Origin of the sequence: Microbacterium sp. SORGH_AS_0888 (genome assembly GCF_030818905.1) — a bacterium.
Lineage (GTDB): Bacteria > Actinomycetota > Actinomycetes > Actinomycetales > Microbacteriaceae > Microbacterium.
Map to the genome: position 1 here is coordinate 2,820,964 of NZ_JAUTAZ010000001.1, position 25,428 is coordinate 2,846,391.

Genomic DNA, 25,428 nt, shown 5'->3' on the forward strand with positions numbered 1-25,428 from the left:
CATGGACGAGCACGACGAACGCGCCGTCGAGGAGCGATCCGCGCTGACGGGACTGGCCTACCGGATGCTGGGCAGCGTCGCCGAGGCCGAGGACGCCGTCCAGGAGGCCTATGTGCGGTGGTGGCGGCAGCAGCCCGCGGACCGCGCCCGGATCGAGAACCCCGGCGCATGGCTCATGCGCACCCTCTCGCGCATCTGCCTCGACGTGCTCGGGTCGGCTCGCGTGCGCCGCGAGGCCTACGTCGGACCGTGGCTGCCCGAGCCCCTGCCGGCGGAGGGGGCGGATCCGCTCGACCGGATCACCCTCGACGACTCGGTGAGCATGGCGCTGCAGGTCGTGCTCGACGCGTTGAGCCCCGCCGAGCGCGTCGCTTTCGTCCTCCACGACGTGTTCGCGGTGCCGTTCGCGCAGATCGCCGACGCGACCGGGCGCTCGACGGATGCGGCGCGCCAGCTGGCCGCATCCGCACGCCGCAAGGTGCGCGACCGTCGAGGCGAGCTCGCACCCCGCGAACGACACGACGAGATCGCCCGGGCGTTCGCCGCCGCCTGCCTGGGCGGAGACCTCGGCGCGCTCGTGGCGATCCTCGACCCGTCCGTGACCCTGGTGTCCGACGGTGGCGGGCGGGTCTCGTCCGCACGGCGGCCCGTTCACGGCGCCGACAACGTCGCCCGTTTCCTGCTCGGCCTCGTCCGAAAGCGCCCGCGGGCGCGGGTCGCCCCCGCCTTCACCGCGGACGGCATGGGCTTCGTCGTGCGCGAGGACGGCCGCGTGGACGGCGTCATCGTGCTCGGCGTCTCGCGCGCCGGGAGCATCACGGAGGTGTGGTTCGTCCGCAATCCCGACAAGCTCGCGCGCTGGCGCTGACGTCTACAGCTGCGCGCCGTCGTCGTCGCGGTCGTAGATGCCCACGTTGCGGCCCCGCCACGACTCGTAGGCGATGAGCCAGCCGACCGACACCGCCGCCGCGATCAGGAGCCCCACCCAGACGCTGCCGAGCGGGACGCCGACGAGAACGCCCAGCGCGAACAGCGCCACCGTGCCGAGGATCCAGGTGGTGCGGCCTCGCGGCCAGCCGGTGCCCGTTGTCGCCATCCAGCCAGCGTAGGGCCTCAGCGTGAACGGTGGTCCTCGGGATGCAGCCGTGCGCCGCGCCGCGGCTCCCGCACGCCGCTCGCGACGATCAGCCGGATGACCCGCTGCCGGTGGCCCGGCCACGCGGTGAGCAGCTCCAGCATCCCGTCGTCGTCGGTGCGCGACCCGGTCAGCGCGTGGCCCACGTGGTGGGCGAGGTGGTAGTCGCCGACGCTGACGGCATCCGGATCGCCGTACGCGCGGATGCGTGTCTCGGCCGAGGTCCAGGGGCCGACGCCCGGCAGGCTCCGGAGCACCGCATCGCGGTCGGCGGGGCGCGTCTCGAGCGCGTGGACGAGGGAGGCGCCGCGTTCGGCGGCGCGCACGACCGCTCGCGACTGCGGCGGCTCGAGTCCCGCGCGATGCCAGGTCCACGACGGGATGCGATGCCATCCCTCGACCGGGGGCGGGGCGAACATCGGGCGGGGCGTGGGCCCGGGCGCACGCTCACCGCACCACGTGACGATGCGCCGCCATGCCGCGAAGGCCTGCAGACCGGTGACCTTCTGCTCGAAGATCGCCCCGGCGAGCGCGTCGAACACCAGATCGGTGCGCCCGAGCCGGAGGCCCGGATGGCGGTGATGCGCATCGGCGACGAGCGGATGCCGCGACGCGTCGAAGCCGTCGGCGTCGTCCTCCGCGCCGCACAGCGCCGGCAGCTGCGCGAGCGCCCAGCGCGCCCCGGCTCCCCACGCCGCGGCGCGCACGACGCTGCCGACTGCTCGCAGCGCGAGCGTGGCGACGCCCGCCGGCGTGCGGCACGCCCGCCAGATCACCGGGCCGTCGACCACGAGCGTGGGATCGTTCGCGCCGCGGCGCTGGAAGACGACCGTGCGATGCAGATCGAGGGGTCCTCGAGGGCGGTACTCCGTCTCGATGCCCTCGACCGCCGCCGGGTGGCGGGACGCCCCGGGGCGACTCGTCGCCGATCGCGGCTCTCGCAGCATCCGGGTCGGGGTCACGCGCTCACCCTACGTCGCGCCGCCGACATCCCCTTCCCGACGCGCCTTTCCGACGGCCGGAGCGGAATCAGAAGCGGTCGGGCGACGGGGTGCCGTGGCCGTAGCGGATCACGACGTCGGCGTGCCGGTCGAAGCGGTAGCCGACACCGCGCACCGTGCGCACGATGTCCTCGAAGCGTCCGAGCTTGGCGCGCAGCCGTCGCACGTGCACGTCGATCGTGCGCTCACCGGGAACCTCGTCGCCGTCCGCCTGGGTCCACAGCGACGACACGAGCTCGGTGCGCTCGATCGTGCGGCCCTCGCGGAGGACGAGGTACTGCAGGAGCTCGAACTCCTTGAAGGTCAGTGCCGCCGAGTCGCCGTCGATGAGGACGCGCTTGCGTGAGATGTCGACGACCACGCCGGCCTCGGCGCGCTCCTCGACCGCGATCTCGGGCTGGGTGCGTGCGATCGCGGCGGGCTCGTGCAGGGCGCGACGCACGACGTCGACGTCACGGCCGCCGGTGCCCACGGGGGCGAGGGCGACCGTCGCGTAGGTCTCGGCCTCGGGGGCGAGTTCGTGCAGCGTGCGGCGCAGGGCCTCGACGAGGACGCCGAGGGAGACGCCGGATGCGGCGGCCTTGGCCTCGTCGAAGCCGACGTAGAGGGCGAAGCCGCGAGGCGCGGTGCCGGCGGGGATGCGGCGCTCGTTCGACTCCGGCGTCGAGTCAGCGGGACGCACGGCGTCGCGCGGCACGAGGCGCAGGTCGGGGCGGGTCGTGGGGGTGCGGTCGAGGAGAACGGTGGAGGACATGAGCGAATCCTTGGGGGAGGTGGACCGGTGCGGTCCGGGGTGTCGTCGGGTACAGGCCGGGATCTGGCCTGTGTGCATCGCATCCGCGCAGGGCGGTGCGGGGGGATCCGGCGGCTGCGCGGCAGAGGCAGCGGCGGGATCCGGCGGGGGTCACCGGCTCAGCGGCACATTCGACAACACATGACAGCGCGGCCGGGCATCATCATGCCGGCAGTCCTGTTCGCCTCCCAGGCGGACAGAGAACGCGCGTTGTCAGTCATAGGGGCGATTATTCCGGTCGAGCGCCGCCACGTCAAACCTCGTGCCGTGGCGGCCGCCTTCGTGACGGATTGTTACGGGCCCGATCAGAACCGCTCGGCGAGCCAGCGCGCCTGGCGCTGCCAGTGGAACGCGCCGCCGCCCTCGTGGCCGTTGTAGCCGTACACCTCGATCGACTTGTCGGCGGATGCGGTCGCGTTGAAGGCTGCGAAGACGCTCGAGGGCAGCACGATGTCGTCCATGAGTGCCACGGAGAACAGCGCCGGGGCGGTGACCCGCCGTGCGAGCACGGCTCCGTCGAAGTGCGAGAGGGTGGCGAACACCTGCTCCTCGTGCGCGCGGTGCACCGACAGATACGTCACGATCTCCGTGAACGGCGCGAGCGGGGTCGTCGACACCGATCGGGGGAAGTCGCAGAGGAACGGGACGTCGGGCAGGACGGCCGCGACCCCCTCGTGCAGCGCTGCGGCGGCGATGGCGGTGCCGCCGCCCTGGCTGCCCCCGGTCACGGCGATGCGGTCAGGGTCGATGAACGGCAGGGTGAGGGCGGTGTCGACCAAGCGCACCGCATCCGTGTACAGGCGACGGTAGTAGTACTGCGCGGGGTCCAGGATGCCGCGCGTCATGAAACCGGGCGTCGCCGGGCCCGAGCCGTGCGGGTCGGGGGTCTCGCCGCCGGTGCCCCAGGCGGAGCCCTGCCCACGGGTGTCCATGAGGATGTGCACGTAGCCGGCCGCGGCCCAGGCGAGGCGTTCGCCGGGGAGGCCGCGTCCCCCGCCGTAGCCGTTGTACTCGAGGACGGCGGGACGTCGCTCGTCGGTGCGCGGCCGCGTGATCCAGGCGCGGATGGGCTCGCCCGCGAAGCCGGTGAACGTGAGGTCCTCGACGATCAGCTCGCGGATCGGACCCTCGTCGGCCCGCACGACCGGCTCCGCCGCCGCGGCGCGCGCCTCGCGGAGCGTGTCGGCCCAGAAGGCGTCGAGGCCGTCGGGGGCGGAGAGGGCGGGCGTGTAGGCGCGCAGCTCGTCGAGCGGCATGTCGGTGCGGTACAGGGCCATGGTGTGATCTCCGGGTCGTCGACGTGACCACGCTATCGCGACGACGACCCGCCCGCCCGACGGGGACGGCCCGACGGCCCGCCGGCCCGCCGGCCCGCGTAGCCTGGGAGGGTGACTGACGACCTGCGCTTCGTCGACGAGACCGACGCCTCGAGATACGCCCTGTACCGCGGTGACGCGCTCGTGAGCGTGATCGACTACCGCGACGACGGCCGCAGCGTCGCGATGACCCGGGCCTTCACGATCCCGACCTATCGCGGGAACGGCTACGCGGGCGTGCTGACCGAGCGTGCCGTCGCGCAGCTGGAGGAACGCGGCGACCGCGAGGTCATCCCCGTCTGCTGGTACGTGGCCGAGTGGTTCGCGGCGCATCCCGAGCGTGCCGGCATCCTGCAGGAGCGGCGTTCCGCCTGAGCGGGCCCGGGCGAGCCCGCCCCGCGGGCATACCCGCCGCGTCCTCCGTCGTCAATCCCCTGCGAGCGCTCACCGCGGTGACCCACTCTGGGACGACGACGAGAGGAGCCGTCATGGCCGAACGCGATCTGCCCGACGGGGTCGTCAACGCGGAGCCGCCCGGCTCCTGGGACGACGTGCACGACGGCGAGACGGACGAGCGAAACCGGCACGCCGAGGGCTCTTCCGGGCTCGTCGACGCGGACGAGGTCACCTCGGACGGGCCCTCCCAGGGCACCGACCCCGACCTTTCGACAGAGGAGTGATCGTGGCTGACACGCGGGACGAGCCGGTCATGGACCAGCACGACGCGACCGACGGCGACAAGCTCGACGGGATCATCCAGCAGGTGAGGGCGGACGTCGGCCACAAGGGCGAGCGACGCATCGCCGAGGTGCTTCGCCAGCGCCTGGCCCAGGCGGGGGTCGCCTACGACGACGCGCTGGTCGCGGACGCCGTCGCCCGCGTGCGGGGCTGACCCGGCTCAGACGCCGACCGGAGGCTCCTCGCTGACCACGGTGGCGAGGTCGTCGCCGAACGTGTACGAGGTCGCGGCGATGCGGCCGCCCGCCAGCACGCCCGGCAGCCACCGAGCGGCGTCGTCCCACATCCGCTCGTAGGGCACCTCGGCGACGGGGAACCACGCCGGGACGATCTCCTCCGTCTCGACGGGCCGACCGCGGAACGTGCGGCACACGAACACATGGGATCGCTGCGAGAACTGCGTCCGGGCGGGGAAGTAGTAGTCGAGCGAGCCGACGGGCGTCAGGTCCGCCGCCGAGACCGTGAGCGTCGTCTCCTCGCGCACCTCCCGCACCGCGGCGGCGGACACGGACTCGCCCTGCTCGACCTTGCCGCCGATGCCGACCACCCGGCCCAGGCCGAGGCCGGTGCGCTTGTACCCGAGCAGCACCTCGTCGACACCCGCGCGGGTGCGCAGGATGTACACGACGCAGACATCGGGGAGACTCACCCCGGCAGGCTACGCCCCGAATGTTTCCGGCCCGTGGCGGGCCTGCGGAGGGATGTCGGGGGCCCCGCCTACCGTGTAGGCATGCGCATCCTGCACACCTCCGACTGGCACATCGGTCGCACCTTCCACGGTCATCAGACCCTGGTTGCGCTGCGCACGGTGCTCGAGGCGCTGGTCTCCCAGGTGCGCGAGAACGCCGTCGACCTCGTCCTCGTGGCGGGCGACGTGTTCGACTCTGCCACGCCCTCGGCCGACTGCTACACGCTGCTCACCGACACGCTCGTCGCCCTGCGCGACGCGGGGGCGCGCGTCGTCGTGACCAGCGGAAACCACGACTCCGCCGCGCGGCTCGGGTTCCAGTCGCGCCTCCTCCGCGAGGGCATCCACGTCCTCACCGACCCCGCCCGCCTCGCCGAGCCCGTCACGGTGGCGGATGCCGCGGGGCCGGTGCACGTGTACGGGCTCCCCTTCCTCGAGCCCGCCCTGCTCCGCCACGAGTGGCCCGGGGTGCGCACGCAGGAGGCGGCGATGACCCGCGCCATGGAGCTCGTGCGCGCCGATCTGGCCACGCGCGGCGGGCGCTCGGTCGTCATGGCCCACTGCTTCGCGGCGGGCGTCGAGCCCACCGCCCACCTCGAGCGCGACATCCAGCAGGGCGGGCTCGACGTCGTGCCGCTGTCGGTGTTCGACGGCGTCGACTACGCGGCGCTCGGGCACATCCACGGTCGTGCCCGGCTGGAGGAGCGGGTGCGGTACTGCGGAGCCCCGCTGCACTACGGGTTCGGGGAGGGCGGCAAGCCCCGCGGGTCGTGGCTCGTCGATCTCGACGCCGACGGCCGGGTGAGCGCGAGCTGGCTCGACCTGCCGGTCCCGCGCCGGCTCGTGACTCTGCGGGCGAGCCTCGACGATCTGCTCACGGATCCCCGTTTCGATGCCGACGTCGACGCCTGGGTCCAGGCCGAGTACACCGACACGCTCCCGCAGCGCGATGTCATGCGCCGGCTGCAGCAGCGCTTCCCCCACTGCGCCCTCGTCGTGCACGCGCCCGCCGAGCGCGCCGCCTCGGACGGACGCAGCTACGCCCAGCGTGTCCGCTCGGCGAGAAGCGATCGCGAGCTCTTCGACGCCTTCCTCTCGCACGTCCGCGAGGGCGAGGGGGCGACGGCGATGGAGCGGGAGCTCGTAGCGGACCTGCTCGACGAGCGCGTGGCCGCCGAGGTGCGCGCGTGAGACTGCACCGCATCGAGCTGACCGGGTTCGGGCCGTTCCGTGAGACGCAGACGGTCGATTTCGAGGCCTTCGCCGCGGCGGGCATCTTCCTGATCGCCGGACGCACGGGCGCCGGCAAGTCCAGCATCCTCGACGGCGTCACGTTCGCGCTCTACGGCGGCGTGCCCCGCTACGACGGGGGTGAGAAGCGGCTGCGCAGCGATCACTGCGCGCCGGGCGACCCCACGTGGGTGCGGCTCGAGTTCACCGTCGGCGACCGGTGCTTCCGGGTGCTGCGCGCGCCGGAGTACGAACGGCCCGCCAAACGCGGCGGCGGCACGACGGCCGAGCCCGCCCGAGCCGAGCTGTCGGAGCGGGTCGGGGGCGAGTGGGTCGGTCTCGCGGCGCGCCCGCGCGATGTCGGCATCCTCCTCGACGAGATCCTCGGGCTCAACCAGTCGCAGTTCCAGCAGGTCATCCTCCTCGCCCAGAACCGCTTCTCACAGTTCCTGCTGTCCGGCAATGCCGAACGGCAGAAGCTTCTGCGCACCCTGTTCGACAGCCGTCGATTCGAGCAGTACCGTGCGGAGCTCGACGAGCGCCGCCGGGAGGCCGTGCACCAGCTCGATCTGGCAGGGAGCCGGGTCGGCGCCCTGCTGGAGCGGGCCGAGGCCATCGCGATCGCCGGAGCCGTGTCGTCCGACGCCGCCGGCGCGGGAGTCGCCGACCGGATCGCGGCGCTGGAACGCGCGGTCGAGCGTGCGGCCTATCGCGCCGAGACGCGTGAACGCGAGCGCGCCGAGGCGGATGCCGCGGTGGCCGCCGCCGACCGGGAGCACGCGCGGCGCGCCGAGCTCGCGCGTGCCCAGGGCGAGCTCGCGATCGTGCGCCAGCGGCTGCGCACGCACGAGGACGACGCGCCGGCGATGGCCGAGGCCGCGCGCCGGCTCGGCGACGCCCGCGGGGCCGAGGTGCTGTGGCCCCTGCTCTCCGCCTTCGACCGGGCGGTGGAGGAACAGGAGGCCGCGCGTGCTCGCCTCGACGCGGCGGAAGAGGCCTGGGCTGCGCTCCGCGGCACGATCGACGCGCTCGCGCCCGAGACGCAGCCGGAGGAGGCCGCCGACCGGCTCACCGGCCTCCTTGCGCTGTGGCAGACGGCGCTCGCGCAGGAGCGGGCGCTGGGCGGCCTCGAGGTCGCCCATGCCGAGGCGGCGGCGGCCGTGAGAGCGACCGAGGGCGAGCTCGATGACCTTTCCCGGCAGCAGGAGCAGCTGCCGGCCGCCCGGGCCGCACTCGACGACGAGCTCGCGGCCCGGGCGGCCGAGGCCGGCGCCGTCGAGGCGCTCCGTGCCACGCGCGACGCCCGCCGGCAGCAGCGCGAGGCGGCCGCCGAGGCCGAGCGGCTGGCCGTGGCCGCCACGACAGCGGAATCGGCGTACGCCGCCGCCGTCGAAGGCGCGGCGGCGGCGGCATCCGCCGTCGCGATGCTTCTGCGCCGGCGACTCGACGGGTACGCCGGCGAGCTCGCCGGCGGCCTTCTCGATGGCGAGGCCTGTCCCGTGTGCGGCGCCCTCGAGCATCCGCACCCCGCGCCACAGGGCGATGAGCCGGTCACGGATGGGCAGTTCGCCGCCGCCGAGCAGGAGCGCGATCGCGCGACGGAGACGGAGCGGCTGGCCAGAGACGCGGCGTCGGCCGCACGCCTGGCCTACGCCGCGGCCCGCGAACGCGCCGGCGGTCTCGACCTCGACGGCGCCGATCGCGCGCTCGCCGAGGCCGAGGCGCGGGTCGCCGATGCCGAGTCGGCCGCCGAGGCGCGGACACGTCTGCTGGCGCGCCGCGCCGAGCTCACGGCGCAGGAAGAGCGTCTGGCGGTCGCCGTCGAGACGACCGGTGCCGCACTGATGGCGGCGCGCGAACGCGAGACGGTCGCGCGGGAGCGTCTCGCATTCGCGCGACAGGAGGTCGACGCCGCCCGGGGCGATGCCGCATCGGTGGGCGAACGGATCCGTGTCGCCACGGCGGCCCGCGACGTCGCGCGCACGCTCGCCGACGCCCGCGCCGGGGCGTCGCGTCGGGCCGCCGACCACGCCGCGGCCGCCGAGCGGCTCACCGACGCGCTCGACGCATCCGAGTTCGTCGACATCGACGCGGTGCGCGCCGCGGTGCTCGATGCCGCCGAGGTCGAGGCCCTCGCCGCGCGCATCCGCGACCACGAGGGTGCGCTGACCGCGACGCGGCAGCGCCTGCTCGAGCTCGAGCTGGAGCTGGCGGGCCGTGGTGACGAACCGGCCGACGTCGAGGCGTCCGCCGCCGCGGTCGCCGCCGCCGACGCGGCCCGGACGTCGGCCATCGAGGCCGAACGCGACGCCCGGAACCTGAGCGAGGGCCTGCGGCAGGCCCTCGTCGAGATCAGCGAGGCGCACGCCGCCGTCGCGGGGCAGACGGCGCGTACCGAGGCCGTCGTGCGGCTCGCGGACACGGTCGCCGGGCGCGCGCCGAACACGATGAAGATGGACCTCGAGACCTTCGTGCTCGCCGCCGAGCTGGAGGAGATCGTCGCGGCGGCCAACGTGCGACTGGGCGAGATGTCGTCCGGACGGTACTCGCTGCTGCACACCGATGCCCGGCTCGCACGGGGCGCGGCGTCGGGGCTCGGCATCGAGGTCATGGACGCCTACACCGGCCGCACCAGACCCGCGCAGTCGCTCTCCGGCGGAGAGACCTTCCTCGCATCGCTCGCGCTCGCGCTCGGGCTCGCCGAGGTCGTCACCGCGCGGGCGGGCGGGGTCCGGCTCGACACGCTCTTCATCGACGAAGGGTTCGGCTCCCTCGACGCCGAGACCCTCGAGCTCGCGATGCGCACACTCGACGAGCTGCGCGCCGGCGGCCGCACGGTCGGCGTGATCAGCCACGTCGAGGCCATGCAGCAGCAGCTGCCCGCGCAGGTGCGGGTCGAGGCCGTCGCCGGAGGCGCCAGCACGATCGTGCAGGACGTCGACGCCACCGTGCCCGCGGCATCCTAGGCTGGAGTCATGACGAAGAGCGCGGTGTGGACGGTCCTGGGCGTCGTCGTCGCGATCGTGATCGCCTGGTTCCTGGTCGGCGTCGTCTTCTCCATGCTGGCCTTCTTCTTCAAGGTCCTCGTCGTCGCCGTCGTCGCCGTCATCGTGTTCTTCGTCCTCCGGTCGCTGTTCACGAGGTCGGATGACTGACCCGGCCGGGCCGACGACGCGGTCGATCCCCCTCACGCCGGCGCAGCGCTGGCGCGCCTTCGCGGTATGCGTCACCGTCGCCGCCATCACGATCCTCGACCTCTCGAAGGTCAACGTCGCGCTGCCCTCCATCGAGGAGGCGTTCGGCGCCGCCTCCACCGAGCTGCAGCTCATCGTCTCCGGCTACGTCCTGACGTTCGGCCTCTTCCTCGTGCCGATGGGCCGGATCGGCGACCAGCGCTCCCGTCGTGCGCTGTTCATCATCGGGCTCACGGTGTTCACCCTCGCCAGCGTGGTCTGCGCGCTCGCCCCGAGCACGACCGTGCTGCTGGTGGCCCGCCTCGTGCAGGGGATGGCCGCCGGCATCCAGATGCCTCAGGTGATCGGTCTCATCCAGCAGCTGTTCCAGGGCGCCGAGCGGGCGCGGGCGTTCGGCCTGTTCGGGGCGACGATCGGCGTCGCCACGGCGTTCGGGCCGACCCTGGGCGGCCTGCTGATCGCGGTGGGCGGGCCCACCGACGGCTGGCGCTGGATCTTCTGGATGAACCTGCCGCTCGGCGTGATCGCGATCGCCCTCGCGGTATGGCTCCTGCCCGACACACACCGGGCCTCCCGCAGTCGCCTCTCGCTCGACCCCCTCGGGATCGTGCTGTTCGCCCTCATGATCGTCTCGCTCATGTGGCCGTTCCTGTTCACGACCGGTTCGCCCGGCGATGACCCGCGGCGCTGGTGGCTGCTGGTCGCCTTCGTGCTGTTCGCCGCCGCGTTCTACGCCTGGGAGACACGGTACGCGCGCACCGGACGGCATCCGCTCATCCCGTTCTCGCTGTTCCGCCGGGCGTCGTACCGCAACGGAACGCTGCTGCAGGCGGCGTACTTCGCCGCCGCGCCGTCACTTTTCCTGCTCACGACCCTGTACCTCCAGAGCGGACTCGGCGTCAGCCCCCTGCACGCCGGAATGGTCTCGATCGGCTTCGCGCTCTCGAGCGCCATCGCGTCCTGGTACGGCGGCACCCTCGTCACGCGCTTCGGACGCTCCGTCGTCGTCCTCGGGCTCGGGCTCGTGCTGGCGTGCGTCGCCGGGCTCATGCTCACGGCCGTGTACGTCCCCGACGGGGCGACCCCGTTCGTCATGGCCGGTGTCATGGTGATCGGCGGCATCGGCGGCGGTCTCGTGATCTCGCCGAACCAGACCCTGACGCTCGCGGAGGTCCCGGTCAAGCAGGGCGGTCTGGCCGGATCCGTCGGACAGCTCGCCCAGCGCATCGGCACGGCGGTCGGCACCGCGGTCGCGCTCGCGCTGTTCTACGCGACGGTCTCCCGCGAGGGCGGTGCGCCGGCCGACTCGACCGTGTTCCACGACGCCTACGACTACGGCATGGTGTCGGTGGGCGTGTTCCTCGCGCTGGCGTTCGTCATCGCAGTCGTCGACCTGTCCGCCCGACGCAAGAAGTCCTGAGGGTCGGGGTCAGACGCCGTACTCGGCGCGGACCCTCTCGCGCAGCCACTCGCTGCAGGTCGCGACGACCTCGTCCCACAGCTGGGTCGCGCCGTCCTGCGCGCTGTCGGACACGGCCTTGAACACGCGGATCGGCACGCCGCGCCGCTCGGCCACCCAGAAGTAGGCGTAGGTCTCCATGTCCACCAGCGACGCGCCCAGCGAGCGGATGTGGGCGACCGCTTCGGCATCGTCGATGAACCGGTCGCCGGTCGCGATCACGACGCCGCCGTCCGCATCCACGCGCCCGGTGCGCTCGGGAAGGGCGACGTGGCGCCCCACGACGCCGTCCAGATCGGCGACGTCGTGCTGCAGCGCCGCGACGACCTCGTGCACCCCGCCGTCGAGGGCAGGATCGAGTCCGCCCGCCGTCCCGACCACGACGACCTCGTCGTACTCCGCGGCCAGCAGCGCCTCGTCGAGCCCGACCGCTGCCTGCAGCTTGCCGAGCCCCGTCACGAGGATCTCGAATCCGTCGAGCGCATCCGGGAACGCCTGGATCTCCGCCGGCAGCGCCGCGACGAGAAGCCGCATGTCAGTTCCCTCCGCTCAGGATGCCGATGACCCCGGCGACGACCATGTACACGCCGACCGCGCCCGCTCCCACCCAGATCGCGATGCGGGCGAAGGACGGCTTCTTGCGTTCGGCCGACGTCGGCCCCTCGTCGTTCTGAGTCACCCTCCGAGGGTAGCCGCCGCTCAGGCCCCGGGCGTCCATGCGGAGACGCGGTCGAGCTCGGCGATCTCGTCGACCGTGAGCTCGAGCGTTCCGCCCGCGATCAGATCCGGCACCTGCTCGGGGCGCGACGCGCTCGCGATCGGGGCCGCGACCGTGGGCTGCGCGCGCAGCCACGCCAGCGCGGTCGACGCGATCGAGGCGCCGTGGGCGTCCCCGATGCGCTCGAGAGCGTCGACGATCGCGAGTCCCTGCGGCGTCGCGTACTTCGCGGCGCCCTCGGCGCGCGGCGAGCTCTGGCCCGCCGCATCCGTGGACCGGTACTTGCCGGTGAGGAATCCGCTCGCGAGCGAGTAGTAGGGCACGAGCGAGAGGTCGAACTCCTCCGCGAGCGGGATGATCGTCTCCTCGACGTCGTTGCGGTGCACGAGGTTGTAGTGCGGCTGCAGCGCGACCGGGAGCGCCCCGCCGCCGGCCTGCGCGAGCGAGATCCAGGAACGGATGCGGTCGGCGCTGAAGTTCGACAGCGCGGTGTAGCGCACCAGTCCGTCGTTCTCGAGGTCCGCGAACGCGGCGACGGCCTCCTCGAGGGGCGTGTCCGGGTCGTCGTAGTGGGCGTAGTACAGATCGATCGTGTCGACCCCGAGGCGCTTCAGCGACGCCTCGGCCGCCGCGCGCACGTTCTTCGCCGACAGCCCGCGGAACTCCGGATGCCGCGACACCTTGGTGGCCACGACCACGTTCCGAGGCTTCCGGGACGCCAGCCACTCACCGATCAGCGTCTCGCTCTCCCCGCCGCTGTTCCCTGGCTTCCAGGCGCTGTACGAGTCGGCCGTGTCGACGAAGTCGCCGCCCGCCGCATGGAACGCGTCCAACACGGCGAACGAGGTGTCGCGGTCGGCCGTCCAGCCGAAGACGTTGCCGCCGAGGGAGAGGGGGAAGACGTCCAGGTCGCTGCGTCCGATGCGGGTCATGTCAGTTCCTTCTGATCGAGGTGTCGCCACGCGGGGCAACCGCATCCCACTCTGCCGCATTCCCCCGCCGGCCCGACCCGTGCCGCCGGGTTCTCGTGGAAGACATAGCGAGCCCGCAATAGTGTGGCGGCATCGCCGGCGTCGCACCGCACCCGTGGTGCATCGGCGGGAAGGAGCCAGCATGGAGTCCGTCGTCCTCGACACACCGGCCGGAATCGACGCGCGCCTGGGGTGGGACCCGTCGCTTCCCGAGCACGACCGCAAGCGGGTGCTCGCGCGTGAGCTCGTGGGCGCCCGGCTCGGCGTCGACCCGGACGATGTGCACGTCGAACGCGAGGCCCCCACGGTCTTCGGACACCACACCCACCTCGTCGCCTCGGTGAACGACGAGGTCGCGCCCTTCGCGATCAACACGGCGAGCCACCGAGCCGCCACGGTCGTCGTGGTGGCAGATCTCGCGATGCCGGTGGGCATCGACATCCGTGACGTGCTTCCCGACGAGGCGACCAAGGCCGCCATGCATGCTCACTCGCACCTGTGGGAAGGGTCGAGCGAGCTCGACTTCCAGCAGCACTGGACCCGTGTGCAGGCCGTGCTCGCGGCCGACGGACGGGGCATGCGCGTGCGCCCGGAGACCGTTCGGCTGGACGGCACGACGGGATGGGTGCCGGATCGTCCCGTGCGCTACCGCATCGTCGACCTGTCACGGAACGCGTTCACGATCACGCTCGCCTACGCCGCGTTGCCGACCGAGCCGCACGAGGACTGAGCCGGCGCTCAGCGGGTGCCGACGGCGGCGTCGAGCTCGGCGATCCACACCTCGGCGTTGCCGTCGCTCGGCGCCCGCCAGTCGCCGCGGGGCGAGAGCGAGCCCGCCGGCGAGACCTTCGGGCCGTTCGGCAGCGCGCTGCGCTTGAACTGCGCGAACGCGAAGTAGCGGCGCAGGAACACCCGGAGCCACCGTACGACGGTGTCCTGGTCGTAGCCGAAGCGCTCCTCCTCCGGGAATCCCGGAGGCCAGGCGCCCGCATCCGGATCCCGCCAGGCGTGCGACGCGAGGAACGCGATCTTGGACGGTCGCATCCCGTACCGCAGCACGTGGAAGAGGGTGAAGTCGTGCAGGGCGTAGGGGCCGATCGTGTCCTGCGTGGACTGCGACTTGCCGTCCTCGCCCGGGGGCACCAGCTCGGGGCTGATCTCGGTGTCCAGCACCGACTGCAGCACGGCGGCGGTGGCGGCGTCCACGCCCTCGCCCGCGGCGATCACCCAGCGGATCAGATGCTGCATGAGCGTCTTGGGCACCCCGCTGTTCACGGCGTAGTGGCTCATGTGATCGCCGACGCCGTACGTGGCCCAGCCGAGCGCGAGCTCGGACAGGTCGGAGGTGCCGATCACGATGCCGCCGTGGCGGTTCGCGAGCCGGAACAGGATGTCGGTGCGCATCCCCGCCTGCACGTTCTCGTACGTGACGTCGTACTCGGGGGCGCCGGAGGCCGCGGGATGGCCGATCGCGGCGAGCACCTCGCCCGCGGCGGGGCGGATGTCGATCGTCTCGACCGTGGCGCCGATCGCCTCGGCGAGGGCCACCGCGTTGTTGCGCGTGTGCTCGCTCGTGGCGAAGCCGGGCAGCGTGTACGCGAGGATGTCGCTGCGCGGGCGGCCCATGCGATCCATCGCGCGGGCGACGACGAGCAGCGCGTGCGTGGAGTCGAGCCCGCCCGAGACCCCGATCACGGGCCGGGGCTGACCGATCGCGCGGAGACGCTGCTCGAGGCCCGACACCTGGATGTTGAACGCCTCGTAGCAGTCCTGCGCGAGCCGTGCGGCGTCGTCCGGGACGAAGGGGAAGCGATCGAGCGTGCGGGCGAGACCGACGTCGCGGGCAGGAGGGGCGAGGCGGAACGGCACGGTGCGGAAGCCGTCCGTGCGTGCGGCCTGCGTGCGACGGTTGTCGTCGAAGGTGCCCTGCCGCAGGCGGTCCTGGCGCAGCCGGTCGAGGTCGACATCCGCGATGCTGCGACGCGGGCCCTCGGGGAATCGCTCGGTCTCGGCGAGCAGCGTGCCCGCCTCGTAGATCATGGTCTGGCCGTCCCACGAGACGTCGTTGGTCGACTCGCCCGCGCCGGCCGCGGCGTAGGCGTAGGCGGCCAGGCACCGCAGCGACTGCGACGCGGCGAGCGTGTGGCGGTCGTCGGCGCGGGCGATCGTGATCGGGCTGCCGCTGAGGTTCAGGAGCACCGTCGCGCCGGCCAGGGCCGCCTCGGAGGACGGCGGGATCGGCACCCACATGTCCTCGCACACCTCGGCGTGCACGACGAGGCCCGGCACGTCGGTCGCCTCGAACAGCAGATCGGTGCCGAACATCACGGTCGTCGAGCCGACCGTGATGTGCTCTCCGCGCACCTCGTCTCCGGCCGCGTACCAACGTCGTTCGTAGAACTCGCGGTAGGTGGGCAGATACGACTTCGGCGCGACGCCGAGCAGCGAGCCCCGGTGGATGATCAGGGCGCAGTTGTAGACCCGGTTGCGGTGGCGCAGCGGCGCCCCGACGACGAGGACCGGCATGAGGTCCGCAGAGGCGGCGACGAGTCCCTCGACGGCCGTGACGACGGCATCCAGCACGGGATCCTGCAGCACCAGGTCCTCGATCGCGTAGCCCGAGAGGCACAGCTCGGGGAAGACCGCGACCGCGACCGCCTCGGCGTCGCAGCGGCGGGCCTCTGCCAGCAGCGCCTCGGCGTTGGCCGCGGGGTCGGCCAGCCGCTGCGGCACGGTGCACGCCGCGACCCGGGCGAAGCCGTGTCGGTAGGCGCTGTCGAAGGGGAGTGCGCTCACCCGTCCAGTGTGTCATCTCGCCCGCTCGCGCGGGTGGCCGCCGTCGGGTTCCGGTCGTGCGGTTTCGTGTCGGTCGTGCGGGTTCGTGTCGGTCGTGCGGGTTCGTGTCGGTCGTGCGGTTTCGTGTCGGTCGTGCGGGGATTCTGTCCGTCGTGCGGGGATCGTGGGCGACGCGCCGGGTGTGGGGGTGATCGTCGGCGTGTCGTGAACGATCCCCGCAGGAGCGCCGGGGCGGCCTCGGGGCAGGCGCTGCGGTGTCGGTGCCCGCGGTTAGGGTCGAGAGGAAAGGGGAGCGATGCGGTACATCCCAGCGAGTGAGGCGGCTCCGGCGCGCATCGTGTGGAGCGCGAGCGACGTCAAGGCCGCGGCCGAGTGCGAGTTCGCGTGGCTTCGCGCGATCGACGCGAAGCTCGGGCGGGTGGCCGCGGTCGACGACCCCGTCGACGCGACGCGCGAGCGCGCCGGGCGACTCGGCACGATGCACGAACGGCGCACGCTCGAGCGCTACCGCGCGCGCTTCGGCGACGCCGTGGTCGAGATCCCCGAGACGCGATCCACGGATGATCGAGCCATGGCGGATGCCGTCGCCCGGACGAGCCGCGCGCTCGCCGACCCGTCGGTCGAGGTCGTGTATCAGGCGGCGTTCTCCACCGGCGAGTTCGTCGGCTTCGCCGACTTCCTCGTGCGCGCCGACGCGGCCCCGGCCGGCACCTCGGACGCTGTGCTCGCCGACCCCGCTCCCACTGGTGCCGACGCCGACCCGAGCGCCGACGCCGCTCCCACCCGCGCCGCTGCCGACGCGAACATCGATGCCGACCCGAGCGCCGAGGGCGCTCCCGCCCACACCGCCACCCCGCCTGCCCGCCCGTGGGTCGTGCAGGACACGAAGCTCGCCCGTCACGCCCGCGTGACCGCGCTCATGCAGCTGGCGGCATACGTGGATCAGCTCGATCTCCTGGGCGTTCCCCGCGCCGATCGCGTCGAGCTGCTGCTCGGCGACGGCGCGACGAGCACGCACGCGGTCGACGACGTGCTGCCCGTGTTCCGGCTGCGCCGCTCGCGCCTGCGCGAGCTCGTCGCCGACCGCGACCTCGCCCGCGGGGCTGAGGGTGCACCGATCGCGTGGGGGGATCCGCGCGGCGCGCTGCAGGTCGTCGCCTGCGGCCGGTGCCCCACGTGCGAGCAGGAGGTCACGTCCCACCGCGACCTGCTTCTCGTGGCGGGCATGCGCCCGACGGCACGGCAGCGACTGCGCGATGCGGGCATCGAGACGATCGACGCGCTGGCCGCGGCATCCGAACCACCCGAGGGCATGCGTGCCGAGACGTTCGACGGTCTCCGTGCCCAGGCCCGCCTGCAGCTCGCGAGCCCGGAGGGCTCGCCGCGCTACGAGGTCGCGCTGCCCGCGGCGCTCGCCGCCCTCCCGCGCCGCGACCCGGGCGATCTCTTCTTCGACTTCGAGGGCGACCCCCTCTACGCCGAGACCTCGCGGCGCGGTGGCCTCGAGCGCACCGACTTCGGCCTCGACTACCTGTTCGGCTGGGTCGACGCCGCCTCGCAGTACGGCGCGCTGTGGGCGCACGACTTCGCGGCGGAGAAGGCCGCGCCCTCGAACGCTTCGTCGACCTGGTGGCGCTGCGCCGACAGTCCCATCCGGGGCTCCACATCTACCATTACGCGCCGTACGAGCCCTCTCATCTGCTTTCCATGGCGGCCCGTCACGGCACCCGCGAGGCCGAGGTCGACCGGTTGCTGCGCGACGGCGTGTTCGTCGACCTCTACCCGATCGTGCGGCGGGCGCTGCGGGTCGGCTCGCGCTCGTACTCGATCAAGAAGCTCGAGCCCCTCTACATGGGCGGCGACGTGCGCACGAGCGAGGTGCAGCGCGGTGACGACTCGATCGTGCGCTACGTCGAGGCGCGGCAGCTGCGGGACGCCGGCGACGACGCGGGCGCGCAGGCGATCCTCGACGACCTCGCGGTCTACAACCGCGACGACTGCGTGTCCACCCTCCGACTGCGCGACTGGCTCGTCGAGCGGGCGCAGGAGACGGGGCTCATGCCCTCGCTCGATCCCGAGGCCGGCGAGCACGTCTATGAGCCCTCGCCTCGCTCCCTCGCGCTGCAGCGCATCGCCGATGCGCGGGCGGCGGAGCGCGAGGGAGTCCCCGACGACGCCGACGGCCTGGCGCTGCGCCTCGCGGCCGCGGCGATCGACTACTACCCGCGTGAGGCGAAGACCTACTGGGCGGGGCACTTCCTCCGGCTGCGCGAACCGGTGTCGTTGTGGGCGGAGAGCCGAGACGTCGTGGTCGCCGACCCGGCGCGCTCCCGGGTCATGGAGCCGTGGCACCGCGACCAGGGACAACGGGTCGCTCGGCGCGTTCTGGAGCTGCGCGGGGACCTCGCCCCCGGCACGCGCCTGAGCGAGGGCGCGCAGCTGCCCGCTCTGTACGAGCTGCCCGCCCCGTTCCCGTATGCGCCCTCGCCGCGATGGATCCACGGTGCCCACTCGGTCACGGTCGTCGAGGTGCTCGAGGACGGTGCGCTCGTCCAGGAGAACGCGGTCGACGGCGAGACCTGGGACGCGCTGCCGTTCGCGCTGACGCCGTCGGCTCCGCCCGGCGCCGGACAGCAGCAGTCCGCGATCGACGCATGGGCCGACACGCTGATCGATGCCGCCCCCGGATTCCCCGAGGACGCCGCGACCGACATCCTCCGCCGCCGCCCGCCGCGCACCCGTGGCGGACTCCGCACCGGCGGCGACCGTGTCGACGACATCGTCGGCAGCATCCTCGCCCTCGATCGCAGCTACCTCGCCGTGCAGGGTCCGCCCGGGACCGGCAAGACCCATGTCGGCTCGCACGTGATCGCCCGGCTCGTGCAGGACCACGGATTCCGGATCGGCGTCGTCGCGCAGTCGCATGCCGTCGTCGAGAACATGCTCGATCGCATCGTCGCGGCGGGCGTGCCCGCGGGGCTGGTGGGGAAGGCGCCGAAGGATGCCGCGGCCCCGGTCTCGTTCACGGCGGTGCCCAAGAACGGGCTCGCCGAGTTCCTCGCCGACCGGCCGGCCGGCGTCGTCGTGGGCGGCACGGCCTGGGATTTCGCCCATCCGCAGCGCGTGGCGCGCGGCGGCCTCGATCTGCTCGTGATCGACGAGGCGGGTCAGTTCTCGCTCGCGTCCACGATCGCCGTCGCGATCTCGGCCTCTCGGCTGATGCTCCTCGGCGACCCGCAACAGCTGCCGCAGGTCAGTCAGGGGACGCATCCGGAGCCCGTCGACGCCTCGGCGCTCGGCTGGGTCATGGGCGAGAGCCCCGTCATCGACCCCGCCTACGGCTACTTCCTCGACCGCACGTGGCGGATGCGTCCCGAGGTCGCCCGGCCGGTGTCCGTGCTCTCCTACGCCGGCGAACTGGCTGCCGCACCCGTCACGGCGGAGCGCACGCTCGAGGGCGTGACCCCCGGGCTGCGACCGGTGCCCGTCCGTCACCAGGGCAACGCGGTGTCCTCTCCCGAGGAGGCGGCGGAGGTCGTGCGTCTCGTCGGCGAGGTGCTCGGACACGCGTGGACCGACGAGAACGGCACCAGGCCGCTCGTCGCCGCCGACGTCATCGTCGTCACGCCCTACAACGCGCAGCAGGTGTGCGTCGAGGAGGCGCTCGCCGCGGCCGGCGTGCACGGGGTCAGGGTCGGCACCGTCGACAGGTTCCAGGGCCAGGAGGCCGTCGTCGCGATCGTCTCGCTCGCCGCATCCTCGGGTCGTGACGCGCCGCGCGGGCTCGAGTTCCTGCTGCTGCAGAACCGGCTCAACGTCGCGATCTCGCGCGCCCGGCACACGGCGTACCTCGTGTACTCGCCGGGTCTGCTCGATGACCTGCCACGCACACCGGAGGGCGTCGCACGGCTCTCCGCGTTCGCCACCCTCGTGGGCGCCTGAGGGGCGGCTCGCCCGCGGACAGGGTTCGGACTCCTCCGGCGAGTATCATCGCCGACCATGCCCCTGATCGACAACGCCATCTACGTCGACGGTCGCCGCGTGGCGACGCCGAAGAACCTCGACGACACCTACGAGCAGCTCGAAGCCCACGGCGGCTTCGCGTGGATCGGTCTCTACCGGCCCGAGCCGGACGAGCTGCGCTCTGTGGCGGACGAGTTCGGGCTGCATCCGCTCGCCGTCGAGGACGCCGCGCAGGGGCACCAGAGGGCCAAGATCGAGCGCTACGGCGACACGCTGTTCGTCGTGCTGCGCCCGGCGCGCTACGACGACGCACGCGAGGAGGTGGAGTTCGGCGAGGTGCACGTGTTCGTCGGTCCCGCCTTCGTCGTCAGCATCCGCCACGCCGAGTCGCCCAATCTGGCGGCCGTGCGGTCGCGGCTGGAGGCGGCGCCGGAGCTCCTCGCCCTCGGGCCCGAGGCCGTGCTCTACGCGATCCTCGATCGCGTCGTCGACGAGTACGAGCCGGTCGTGTCGGGCATCGAGAACGACATCGACGAGATCGAGGACCAGCTTTTCGGCCAGAGCGACGATGATGCGCTCTCCCGCCGCATCTACGAGCTCTACGGCGAGGTGCTGAGCTTCGGGCGAGCCGTGCGGCCGCTGCTCACCATGATCGAGCGGCTGCAAGCCGGCTACGAGAAGTACGAGGTCGACCTCGAGCTGCAGCGCAACCTCCGCGACGTCCTGGACCACATCGTGAAGATCGACGCACTGGTCGACGGCTTCCGGAATCTCCTCGACAAGGCCCTGACGGTGCACTCGGCGCTCGTCGCGCGCCGCCAGACCGAGGTGAACCTCGCCCAGAACGAGCAGGTGAAGAAGATCTCGTCATGGGCGGCGATCATCTTCGCGCCGGGGCTCATCGCGGGCATCTACGGCATGAACTTCGAGAACATGCCCGAACTGCACTGGGAGTACGGCTACCCGCTCGCGATCCTGGCGATGCTCGGGTTCGCGGGCGGCCTCTACGTCGCTTTCAAGAAGCGGAAGTGGCTGTGAGGGATGCCGCTCACACCGTGCCGTAGAGGCGGTCGCCGGCATCGCCGAGACCGGGCACGATGTAGCCCTTCTCGTTGAGCCGCTCGTCGAGCGCGCCCAGCACGAGGGTCACATCGCGGCCGTCGACCTGCCGCTCGATCGCGGCGACGCCTTCGGGGGCGCCCAGCAGGCAGATCGCGGTGACGTCCTGGGCGCCGCGACGGAACAGGAAGTCGATCGCCGCGCCCAGCGACCCGCCGGTCGCGAGCATGGGGTCGAGGACGAAGCACTGCCGGTCGCTGAGGTCGTCGGGGAGGCGCTCCGCGTAGGTCGCCGGCTCCAGCGTCTCCTCGTTGCGGACCATGCCGAGGAAGCCCACCTCGGCGGTGGGGAGGAGCTTGACCATGCCCTCCAGCATCCCGAGCCCGGCGCGCAGGATCGGCACGACGAGGGGGCGGGGCTCGCTGATCTTGACGCCCATGGTCGTCGTCACCGGGGTCTCGACCTCGACCGGCTCGACCCGGACGTTGCGGGTGGCCTCGTAGGCGAGGAGGGTCACGAGCTCTTCCGCGAGCTGCCGGAACACCGGCGAGGGGGTCCGCGCATCGCGCAGCACCGAGAGCTTGTGGGTGATCAGCGGGTGGTCGGCGACGTGCAGGCGCATGCGCTCAGCCTACGCGGCGAGCCCGCACTCCGTGGGCGCGGTTCTCAGCCCCCGATCCCGCGTCGCGACCGGCGCCGGCGCCTACCCTGGGTGCATGCCCCTTCCCGTGTCCGACGCCGATCGCGCCGCGATGACGCACGCGCTGCGCCTCGCATCGGAGGCCGCAGCGGCCGGCGACGTGCCCGTCGGGGCCGTCGTGCTCGATGCCGCCGGGAGCGTTGTCGGGGAGGGGGCGAACCGCCGGGAGCAGGATGCCGATCCCACCGCCCACGCCGAGGTCCTCGCGTTGCGGGCGGCTGCGGCATCCCTCGGCTCGTGGAACCTGCAGGACTGCACGCTCGTCGTGACGTTGGAGCCGTGTCTGATGTGCGCCGGGGCGCTGCTGCAGGCACGCGTGGGCCGCGTCGTGTTCGGCGCCTGGGACGAGAAGGCGGGCGCGTGCGGCTCGGCCTACGACGTCGTCCGAGACCGCCGGCTGCCGTACCGGGTCGAGGTCGTGGGCGGCGTGGCCGAGGAGGCCGCCGCCTCGCTCCTCCGCGCGTTCTTCCACCCCCTCCGCTGACCGCGAGACCAGTCTCGCGCGCCGAGACCGGCGGGTTTCTCGCCGGTCTCGGCGCCGCGGACTGGTCTCGCGGTCAAAGGACCCGGGCGAGGGGGGCGAGGGGGGGCGAGGGGGGCGGGGGGGTCAGCGGGGGAGGAGGGGGAGGACGGCGCTGCCGAGGTACTCGAGCTGGTCGAGGTCGCGCATGTCCATGAGCTGGAAGTACACGCGCTCGGCGCCGAGGTCCTGCAGGCGCCGGACCTTCGCGACGATCTCGTCGATCCCGCCCGTGATGTTGACCTCGCCGCGGAAGGCGTCGAGGTCCTGCCCGATGGCCGCCGCACGCCGCGCGAGGTCGGCTTCGGTGCGTCCGGCGAGCGTCGGCAGCGCGACCGAGAGCTTGAGCGTCTCGGGGTCGCGCCCGATCCGCTCGCACGCCTCGCGGACGCCCGCGAACTTCTCGGCGATCACGGCCTCCGGCTGGAACCCGATGTTGAACTCCGTCGCGAAGCGGGCCGCGATCGCGGGCGTCCGCGTGGGACCGCCGCCGCCGACGATCACGGGGACCTTCCGCTGCATGGGCTTGGGCAGCGCCGGGGCATCGGTGAGGTCGTAGTGCTTCCCGTGGAAGGAGTACGGCCCCGCCGCCTCCCACAGCCCGGTCACGATCTCGAGCTGCTCCTCGAGCAGCCCGAACCGCCGCGGCGGGAAGGGGATGCCGTAGGCCCGGTGCTCGTCCTCGAACCACCCGGTGCCGAGCCCCAGCTCGATCCGTCCGCCGCTCATCTCGTCGACCTGTGCGACCTGGATCGCGAGGATGCCGGGAACACGATAGGTGACGGAGGAGACGAGCGTCCCGAGCCGGATGCGGGTCGTCTCCCGAGCCAGGCCCGCCAGCGTGGTCCATGCGTCCGTCGGCCCGGGCTGCGGGTCGCCCGGGCCCATGCGAAGGTAGTGGTCGGAGCGGAAGAAGCCGTCGAAGCCGAGCCGCTCCGCGGTCTGGGCGAAGTCGAGCTGCTCGCCGTACCAGAAGCCCTGCTGCGGTTCGGTGAAGACGCAGTACTCCATGGGTCAGTCCTCCGATTTCAGGATGATGGACTCGGTCGGTGTCGGCGGCTGCGGCGACCGGTAGAGGTCGGGCTCGAGGTAGATGACGCGCGCGATCGGCACGGCGGCACGGATGCGGGCTTCGACGGTGTCGATCGCGGCGGCCACCTCGCCGAGGCGCTCGTCCGCGGGCATCGCGATCTTCCCTGCCACCAGCAGCTCGTCGGGTCCGAGGTAGAGGGTCTTCAGGTGGATGAGTCGCTCGACCTCGGGACCGTCGGTGACGGCGTGGACGATCGCATCGTGGTCGGCGGGGTTCGCGCCTTCACCGACCAGCAGGCTCTTGGTCTCGACCCCCAGCACGATCGCGACGAGCACGAGCAGGGTGCCGATCATGAGCGTGCCGATCGCGTCGAACACGGAGTTGCCGGTGATGACCGTGAGGCCCACACCGAGCAGGGCGAACACGAGACCCGTGAGGGCGGCGACATCCTCGAGCAGGACCACGGGGAGCTCCGGGGCCTTCGCGCGCCGGATGAAGGTGATCCACGACTGGCTCTTCGGGCGCACGTGGTTCGACTCCCGCACGGCCGTGCGCAACGAGAACGACTCGAGCCCGATCGCGATCAGGAGCACGAGGATCGGGATCCACGCGTTCTCGAGCTCGTGCGGGTGAGTGAGCTTCTCGACGCCCTCGTAGATCGAGAACAGGCCTCCCACCGAGAAGAGGATGATGGCGACGACGAAGGCGTAGACGTAGCGCTCGCGCCCGTAGCCGAAGGGATGCTCGACGTCGGCGGCCCGCCGAGACTTGCGGCCGCCGAGCATGAGCAGAAGCTGGTTGCCCGAGTCGGCGACGGAGTGGATGCCCTCGGCGAGCATCGATGCCGAGCCCGAGACGAACCAGGCGACGAACTTCGCCAGCGCGATGCCGAGGTTGGCCAGGAACGCCGCGAGGATGGCTTTGCTGCCGCCGGATGCACTCATGCGGTCGAGTCTACGGACGAGGCGGACACCTCAGTTCTCCGAACGGAGCACGATCGCCTCGGTCGCCGGCGACGGTTCGCGGAAGCCGAGCCCCAGGTGCTCGAGGATCGCCTGCCGCACGATCGCGGTGCGCTCGACGTGCGGCGTGTGGCCGACGCCCGCGAGGGTCAGCTCGCGCACCGCGCCGCCGGCGGCCGCGTAGGCGTCGAGCACGTCGCGGGTCTGCGACACCATGGGCTGCGCGGGCGCGGTCTCCTCGCCCGGCCAGTCCGGGATGACGCCGAGCGAGCCGAGATGGCGCGGGTCGGCGAACGAGGTGTCCGACACGATCGCGTCGGCGAGTCCGCGCACCCACAGCACCGGCGGCTTCGGGTCGAGCCGGACGATGTCGGAGAGGTCCAGATGCTGCGGAGCGAGCGCGTTGAGCACCCCGGTGCTGCCTGCGGCGCTGCCCGGCCAGTGCGCGCTGGCGACGGTGTCCCCGGGGTAGTTCCCGGTCGCTGTCGAGGTCTGCAGCATCGCGTCGACCCAGGCGTCCTCGTCGCCGAGCACGAACCCGGGGGCGAAGAAGGCGTGGCGCAGGATGCTGCGGGCCGAGCTCTCGGCCTCGTCCCCGGTGTCTCGTGCGATCAGCCGCCGGACGAGCTCGGGGTTGGCGGTGACGGCGCCGGAACCGGCATCGTCGTCGGTCAGTCGCGTGCCGTCGCGCCGGGTGCCGCCGAGGCCGTACGGCGAGAAGGGGGCGATGAGCGTCAGCGAGAGCACGGGACGCTCCTGCGCGTACTGCAGCGCGACGGTCCCGCCCAGCCCCCATCCCACCAGGTGCGCGGTCGGCAGGCCGAGCGCGTCGAGCACGGCCGCGAGATCGTCGGCGAAGTCGCGGACTCCGCGGGTCGCGTCGACGGGGAGGTTCTCGCTGTCGCCGAAGCCGCGCAGGTCGATCGCGAGCACGCGGAGGTCGGAGGGCAGCGAGCGCAGCAGCGGGTGCCAGGACACCGAGGACGCGAGCACGTCGTGCAGGAACACCAGGGTCCGCTCCGGTGGCGTCTCCGGGTCGTCGCCGTCGCGCTCGTGCAGCGCCGTCGCCAGCCGCGCCGTGTCGAGCTGGCGCACGCGGAACGCGTCGGACAGGTGGTCGGTCATCGGGCACCTCCGAGGCCGATGATAGAC

24 protein-coding genes and 1 pseudogene are annotated in these 25,428 nt (G+C 72.7%); 12 read left to right on the plus strand and 13 right to left on the minus strand.

Annotated features, from left to right (window positions below):
* Position 1 precedes the first annotated feature (1 nt).
* Complete coding sequence (sigJ, locus tag QE381_RS13670; protein ID WP_307219005.1) at positions 2 to 868, plus strand: RNA polymerase sigma factor SigJ; 867 nt, start codon at positions 2 to 4, stop codon at positions 866 to 868.
* Positions 869 to 871: 3 nt separating this feature from the next.
* On the opposite strand, the gene QE381_RS13675 is transcribed toward sigJ, so the two are convergent.
* The 4 genes from QE381_RS13675 to QE381_RS13690 form a co-directional block, all read right to left on the minus strand.
* Entirely contained in the window at positions 872 to 1,096 is a 225-nt protein-coding gene (locus tag QE381_RS13675; protein ID WP_307219007.1) for a hypothetical protein, read from the minus strand.
* 17 nt (positions 1,097 to 1,113) lie between these two features.
* Complete coding sequence (locus QE381_RS13680; protein ID WP_307220529.1) at positions 1,114 to 2,082, minus strand: DNA-3-methyladenine glycosylase; 969 nt, start codon at positions 2,080 to 2,082, stop codon at positions 1,114 to 1,116.
* Positions 2,083 to 2,164: 82 nt separating this feature from the next.
* Entirely contained in the window at positions 2,165 to 2,890 is a 726-nt protein-coding gene (locus QE381_RS13685; RefSeq protein ID WP_307219008.1) for a winged helix-turn-helix domain-containing protein, read from the minus strand.
* Between the two features lie 344 nt (positions 2,891 to 3,234).
* On the minus strand, positions 3,235 to 4,206 hold the full coding sequence (locus tag QE381_RS13690) for an acetylxylan esterase (protein WP_373426946.1): 972 nt from the start codon (positions 4,204 to 4,206) through the stop codon (positions 3,235 to 3,237).
* Positions 4,207 to 4,317: 111 nt separating this feature from the next.
* Here QE381_RS13690 and QE381_RS13695 point away from each other — a divergent pair, with 111 nt between their 5' ends.
* From QE381_RS13695 to QE381_RS13705, 3 genes are all read left to right on the plus strand, one after another.
* Positions 4,318 to 4,620: a GNAT family N-acetyltransferase gene (locus QE381_RS13695; RefSeq protein ID WP_307219010.1), complete on the plus strand. Its 303-nt coding sequence runs from the start codon at positions 4,318 to 4,320 to the stop codon at positions 4,618 to 4,620.
* 113 nt (positions 4,621 to 4,733) lie between these two features.
* Positions 4,734 to 4,925 carry a hypothetical protein gene (locus tag QE381_RS13700; RefSeq protein ID WP_307219011.1) on the plus strand — a complete coding sequence of 64 codons (192 nt, stop codon included), beginning with the start codon at positions 4,734 to 4,736 and terminating at the stop codon, positions 4,923 to 4,925.
* A 2-nt stretch (positions 4,926 to 4,927) separates the two neighbouring features.
* Complete coding sequence (locus QE381_RS13705; RefSeq protein ID WP_307219013.1) at positions 4,928 to 5,137, plus strand: hypothetical protein; 210 nt, start codon at positions 4,928 to 4,930, stop codon at positions 5,135 to 5,137.
* A gap of 6 nt (positions 5,138 to 5,143) precedes the next feature.
* On the opposite strand, the gene QE381_RS13710 is transcribed toward QE381_RS13705, so the two are convergent.
* Positions 5,144 to 5,632: an 8-oxo-dGTP diphosphatase gene (locus tag QE381_RS13710; protein WP_307219015.1), complete on the minus strand. Its 489-nt coding sequence runs from the start codon at positions 5,630 to 5,632 to the stop codon at positions 5,144 to 5,146.
* Positions 5,633 to 5,713: 81 nt separating this feature from the next.
* On the opposite strand from QE381_RS13710, the gene QE381_RS13715 reads away from it, so the two are divergent.
* Genes QE381_RS13715 through QE381_RS13730 form a run of 4 tightly spaced genes read left to right on the plus strand, consistent with a single transcriptional unit; the run spans position 5,714 to position 11,515 of the window.
* Positions 5,714 to 6,862, plus strand: coding sequence for an exonuclease SbcCD subunit D (locus QE381_RS13715; RefSeq protein ID WP_307219018.1), 1,149 nt, complete (start codon positions 5,714 to 5,716; stop codon positions 6,860 to 6,862).
* Positions 6,859 to 9,867, plus strand: a complete 3,009-nt coding sequence (locus QE381_RS13720) for an SMC family ATPase (protein ID WP_307219019.1) — start codon at positions 6,859 to 6,861, stop codon at positions 9,865 to 9,867. Before QE381_RS13715 ends, QE381_RS13720 begins: the two co-directional genes overlap by 4 nt.
* A gap of 9 nt (positions 9,868 to 9,876) precedes the next feature.
* Positions 9,877 to 10,056: a hypothetical protein gene (locus QE381_RS13725; RefSeq protein ID WP_307219021.1), complete on the plus strand. Its 180-nt coding sequence runs from the start codon at positions 9,877 to 9,879 to the stop codon at positions 10,054 to 10,056.
* A complete protein-coding gene (locus QE381_RS13730; protein ID WP_307219023.1) occupies positions 10,049 to 11,515 on the plus strand; it encodes an MFS transporter in 1,467 nt (488 codons plus the stop codon). The genes QE381_RS13725 and QE381_RS13730 overlap by 8 nt, the downstream gene beginning before the upstream one ends.
* 9 nt (positions 11,516 to 11,524) lie before the next feature.
* Here QE381_RS13730 and QE381_RS13735 read toward each other — a convergent pair whose 3' ends face one another.
* Genes QE381_RS13735 through QE381_RS13745 form a run of 3 tightly spaced genes read right to left on the minus strand, consistent with a single transcriptional unit; the run spans position 11,525 to position 13,204 of the window.
* Complete coding sequence (locus QE381_RS13735; protein WP_307219024.1) at positions 11,525 to 12,088, minus strand: nucleoside phosphorylase; 564 nt, start codon at positions 12,086 to 12,088, stop codon at positions 11,525 to 11,527.
* A gap of 1 nt (position 12,089) precedes the next feature.
* Positions 12,090 to 12,233, minus strand: a complete 144-nt coding sequence (locus QE381_RS13740) for a hypothetical protein (RefSeq protein WP_307219025.1) — start codon at positions 12,231 to 12,233, stop codon at positions 12,090 to 12,092.
* A 20-nt stretch (positions 12,234 to 12,253) separates the two neighbouring features.
* Positions 12,254 to 13,204 carry an aldo/keto reductase gene (locus tag QE381_RS13745; protein ID WP_307219027.1) on the minus strand — a complete coding sequence of 317 codons (951 nt, stop codon included), beginning with the start codon at positions 13,202 to 13,204 and terminating at the stop codon, positions 12,254 to 12,256.
* 181 nt (positions 13,205 to 13,385) lie between these two features.
* Here QE381_RS13745 and QE381_RS13750 point away from each other — a divergent pair, with 181 nt between their 5' ends.
* Positions 13,386 to 13,973, plus strand: coding sequence for a hypothetical protein (locus QE381_RS13750; RefSeq protein ID WP_307219029.1), 588 nt, complete (start codon positions 13,386 to 13,388; stop codon positions 13,971 to 13,973).
* Between the two features lie 8 nt (positions 13,974 to 13,981).
* On the opposite strand, the gene QE381_RS13755 is transcribed toward QE381_RS13750, so the two are convergent.
* Positions 13,982 to 16,039, minus strand: coding sequence for an NAD(+) synthase (locus QE381_RS13755; protein ID WP_307219031.1), 2,058 nt, complete (start codon positions 16,037 to 16,039; stop codon positions 13,982 to 13,984).
* Between the two features lie 295 nt (positions 16,040 to 16,334).
* Between QE381_RS13755 and QE381_RS13760 the strand changes: the two are divergent.
* Positions 16,335 to 19,981, plus strand: a pseudogene (locus QE381_RS13760) (TM0106 family RecB-like putative nuclease).
* 57 nt (positions 19,982 to 20,038) lie between these two features.
* Positions 20,039 to 21,040: a magnesium and cobalt transport protein CorA gene (locus QE381_RS13765; RefSeq protein WP_307219032.1), complete on the plus strand. Its 1,002-nt coding sequence runs from the start codon at positions 20,039 to 20,041 to the stop codon at positions 21,038 to 21,040.
* A gap of 10 nt (positions 21,041 to 21,050) precedes the next feature.
* Here QE381_RS13765 and upp read toward each other — a convergent pair whose 3' ends face one another.
* The gene (upp, locus tag QE381_RS13770; protein WP_307219033.1) at positions 21,051 to 21,683 is read right to left on the minus strand and encodes a uracil phosphoribosyltransferase; all 633 of its coding nucleotides are present in this window, start codon (positions 21,681 to 21,683) and stop codon (positions 21,051 to 21,053) included.
* A 94-nt stretch (positions 21,684 to 21,777) separates the two neighbouring features.
* Here upp and QE381_RS13775 point away from each other — a divergent pair, with 94 nt between their 5' ends.
* The gene (locus QE381_RS13775; RefSeq protein WP_373426947.1) at positions 21,778 to 22,245 is read left to right on the plus strand and encodes a nucleoside deaminase; all 468 of its coding nucleotides are present in this window, start codon (positions 21,778 to 21,780) and stop codon (positions 22,243 to 22,245) included.
* A gap of 123 nt (positions 22,246 to 22,368) precedes the next feature.
* Here QE381_RS13775 and QE381_RS13780 read toward each other — a convergent pair whose 3' ends face one another.
* The 3 genes from QE381_RS13780 to QE381_RS13790 are packed head-to-tail and all read right to left on the minus strand — an operon-like array spanning position 22,369 to position 25,401.
* Entirely contained in the window at positions 22,369 to 23,292 is a 924-nt protein-coding gene (locus tag QE381_RS13780; protein ID WP_307219035.1) for an LLM class F420-dependent oxidoreductase, read from the minus strand.
* A 3-nt stretch (positions 23,293 to 23,295) separates the two neighbouring features.
* Positions 23,296 to 24,258, minus strand: a complete 963-nt coding sequence (locus QE381_RS13785; protein ID WP_307219037.1) for a cation diffusion facilitator family transporter — start codon at positions 24,256 to 24,258, stop codon at positions 23,296 to 23,298.
* Positions 24,259 to 24,288: 30 nt separating this feature from the next.
* Positions 24,289 to 25,401, minus strand: a complete 1,113-nt coding sequence (locus QE381_RS13790; RefSeq protein ID WP_307219039.1) for an alpha/beta hydrolase — start codon at positions 25,399 to 25,401, stop codon at positions 24,289 to 24,291.
* Positions 25,402 to 25,428: the final 27 nt, after the last annotated feature.

Bases quoted from the DNA above. Each gene is read 5' to 3' on its own strand.
- QE381_RS13785 (WP_307219037.1), bottom strand. From the start codon at position 24,258: ATGAGTGCATCCGGCGGCAGCAAAGCCATCCTCGCGGCGTTCCTGGCC.
- QE381_RS13730 (WP_307219023.1), top strand. From the start codon at position 10,049: ATGACTGACCCGGCCGGGCCGACGACGCGGTCGATCCCCCTCACGCCG.
- QE381_RS13725 (WP_307219021.1), top strand. From the start codon at position 9,877: ATGACGAAGAGCGCGGTGTGGACGGTCCTGGGCGTCGTCGTCGCGATC.
- QE381_RS13715 (WP_307219018.1), top strand. From the start codon at position 5,714: ATGCGCATCCTGCACACCTCCGACTGGCACATCGGTCGCACCTTCCAC.
- QE381_RS13745 (WP_307219027.1), bottom strand. From the start codon at position 13,204: ATGACCCGCATCGGACGCAGCGACCTGGACGTCTTCCCCCTCTCCCTC.
- QE381_RS13735 (WP_307219024.1), bottom strand. From the start codon at position 12,088: ATGCGGCTTCTCGTCGCGGCGCTGCCGGCGGAGATCCAGGCGTTCCCG.
- upp (WP_307219033.1), bottom strand. From the start codon at position 21,683: ATGCGCCTGCACGTCGCCGACCACCCGCTGATCACCCACAAGCTCTCG.
- QE381_RS13765 (WP_307219032.1), top strand. From the start codon at position 20,039: ATGCCCCTGATCGACAACGCCATCTACGTCGACGGTCGCCGCGTGGCG.
- QE381_RS13700 (WP_307219011.1), top strand. From the start codon at position 4,734: ATGGCCGAACGCGATCTGCCCGACGGGGTCGTCAACGCGGAGCCGCCC.
- QE381_RS13685 (WP_307219008.1), bottom strand. From the start codon at position 2,890: ATGTCCTCCACCGTTCTCCTCGACCGCACCCCCACGACCCGCCCCGAC.
- QE381_RS13680 (WP_307220529.1), bottom strand. From the start codon at position 2,082: ATGCTGCGAGAGCCGCGATCGGCGACGAGTCGCCCCGGGGCGTCCCGC.
- QE381_RS13790 (WP_307219039.1), bottom strand. From the start codon at position 25,401: ATGACCGACCACCTGTCCGACGCGTTCCGCGTGCGCCAGCTCGACACG.
- QE381_RS13750 (WP_307219029.1), top strand. From the start codon at position 13,386: ATGGAGTCCGTCGTCCTCGACACACCGGCCGGAATCGACGCGCGCCTG.
- sigJ (WP_307219005.1), top strand. From the start codon at position 2: ATGGACGAGCACGACGAACGCGCCGTCGAGGAGCGATCCGCGCTGACG.
- QE381_RS13775 (WP_373426947.1), top strand. From the start codon at position 21,778: ATGCCCCTTCCCGTGTCCGACGCCGATCGCGCCGCGATGACGCACGCG.
- QE381_RS13675 (WP_307219007.1), bottom strand. From the start codon at position 1,096: ATGGCGACAACGGGCACCGGCTGGCCGCGAGGCCGCACCACCTGGATC.
- QE381_RS13690 (WP_373426946.1), bottom strand. From the start codon at position 4,206: ATGGCCCTGTACCGCACCGACATGCCGCTCGACGAGCTGCGCGCCTAC.
- QE381_RS13780 (WP_307219035.1), bottom strand. From the start codon at position 23,292: ATGGAGTACTGCGTCTTCACCGAACCGCAGCAGGGCTTCTGGTACGGC.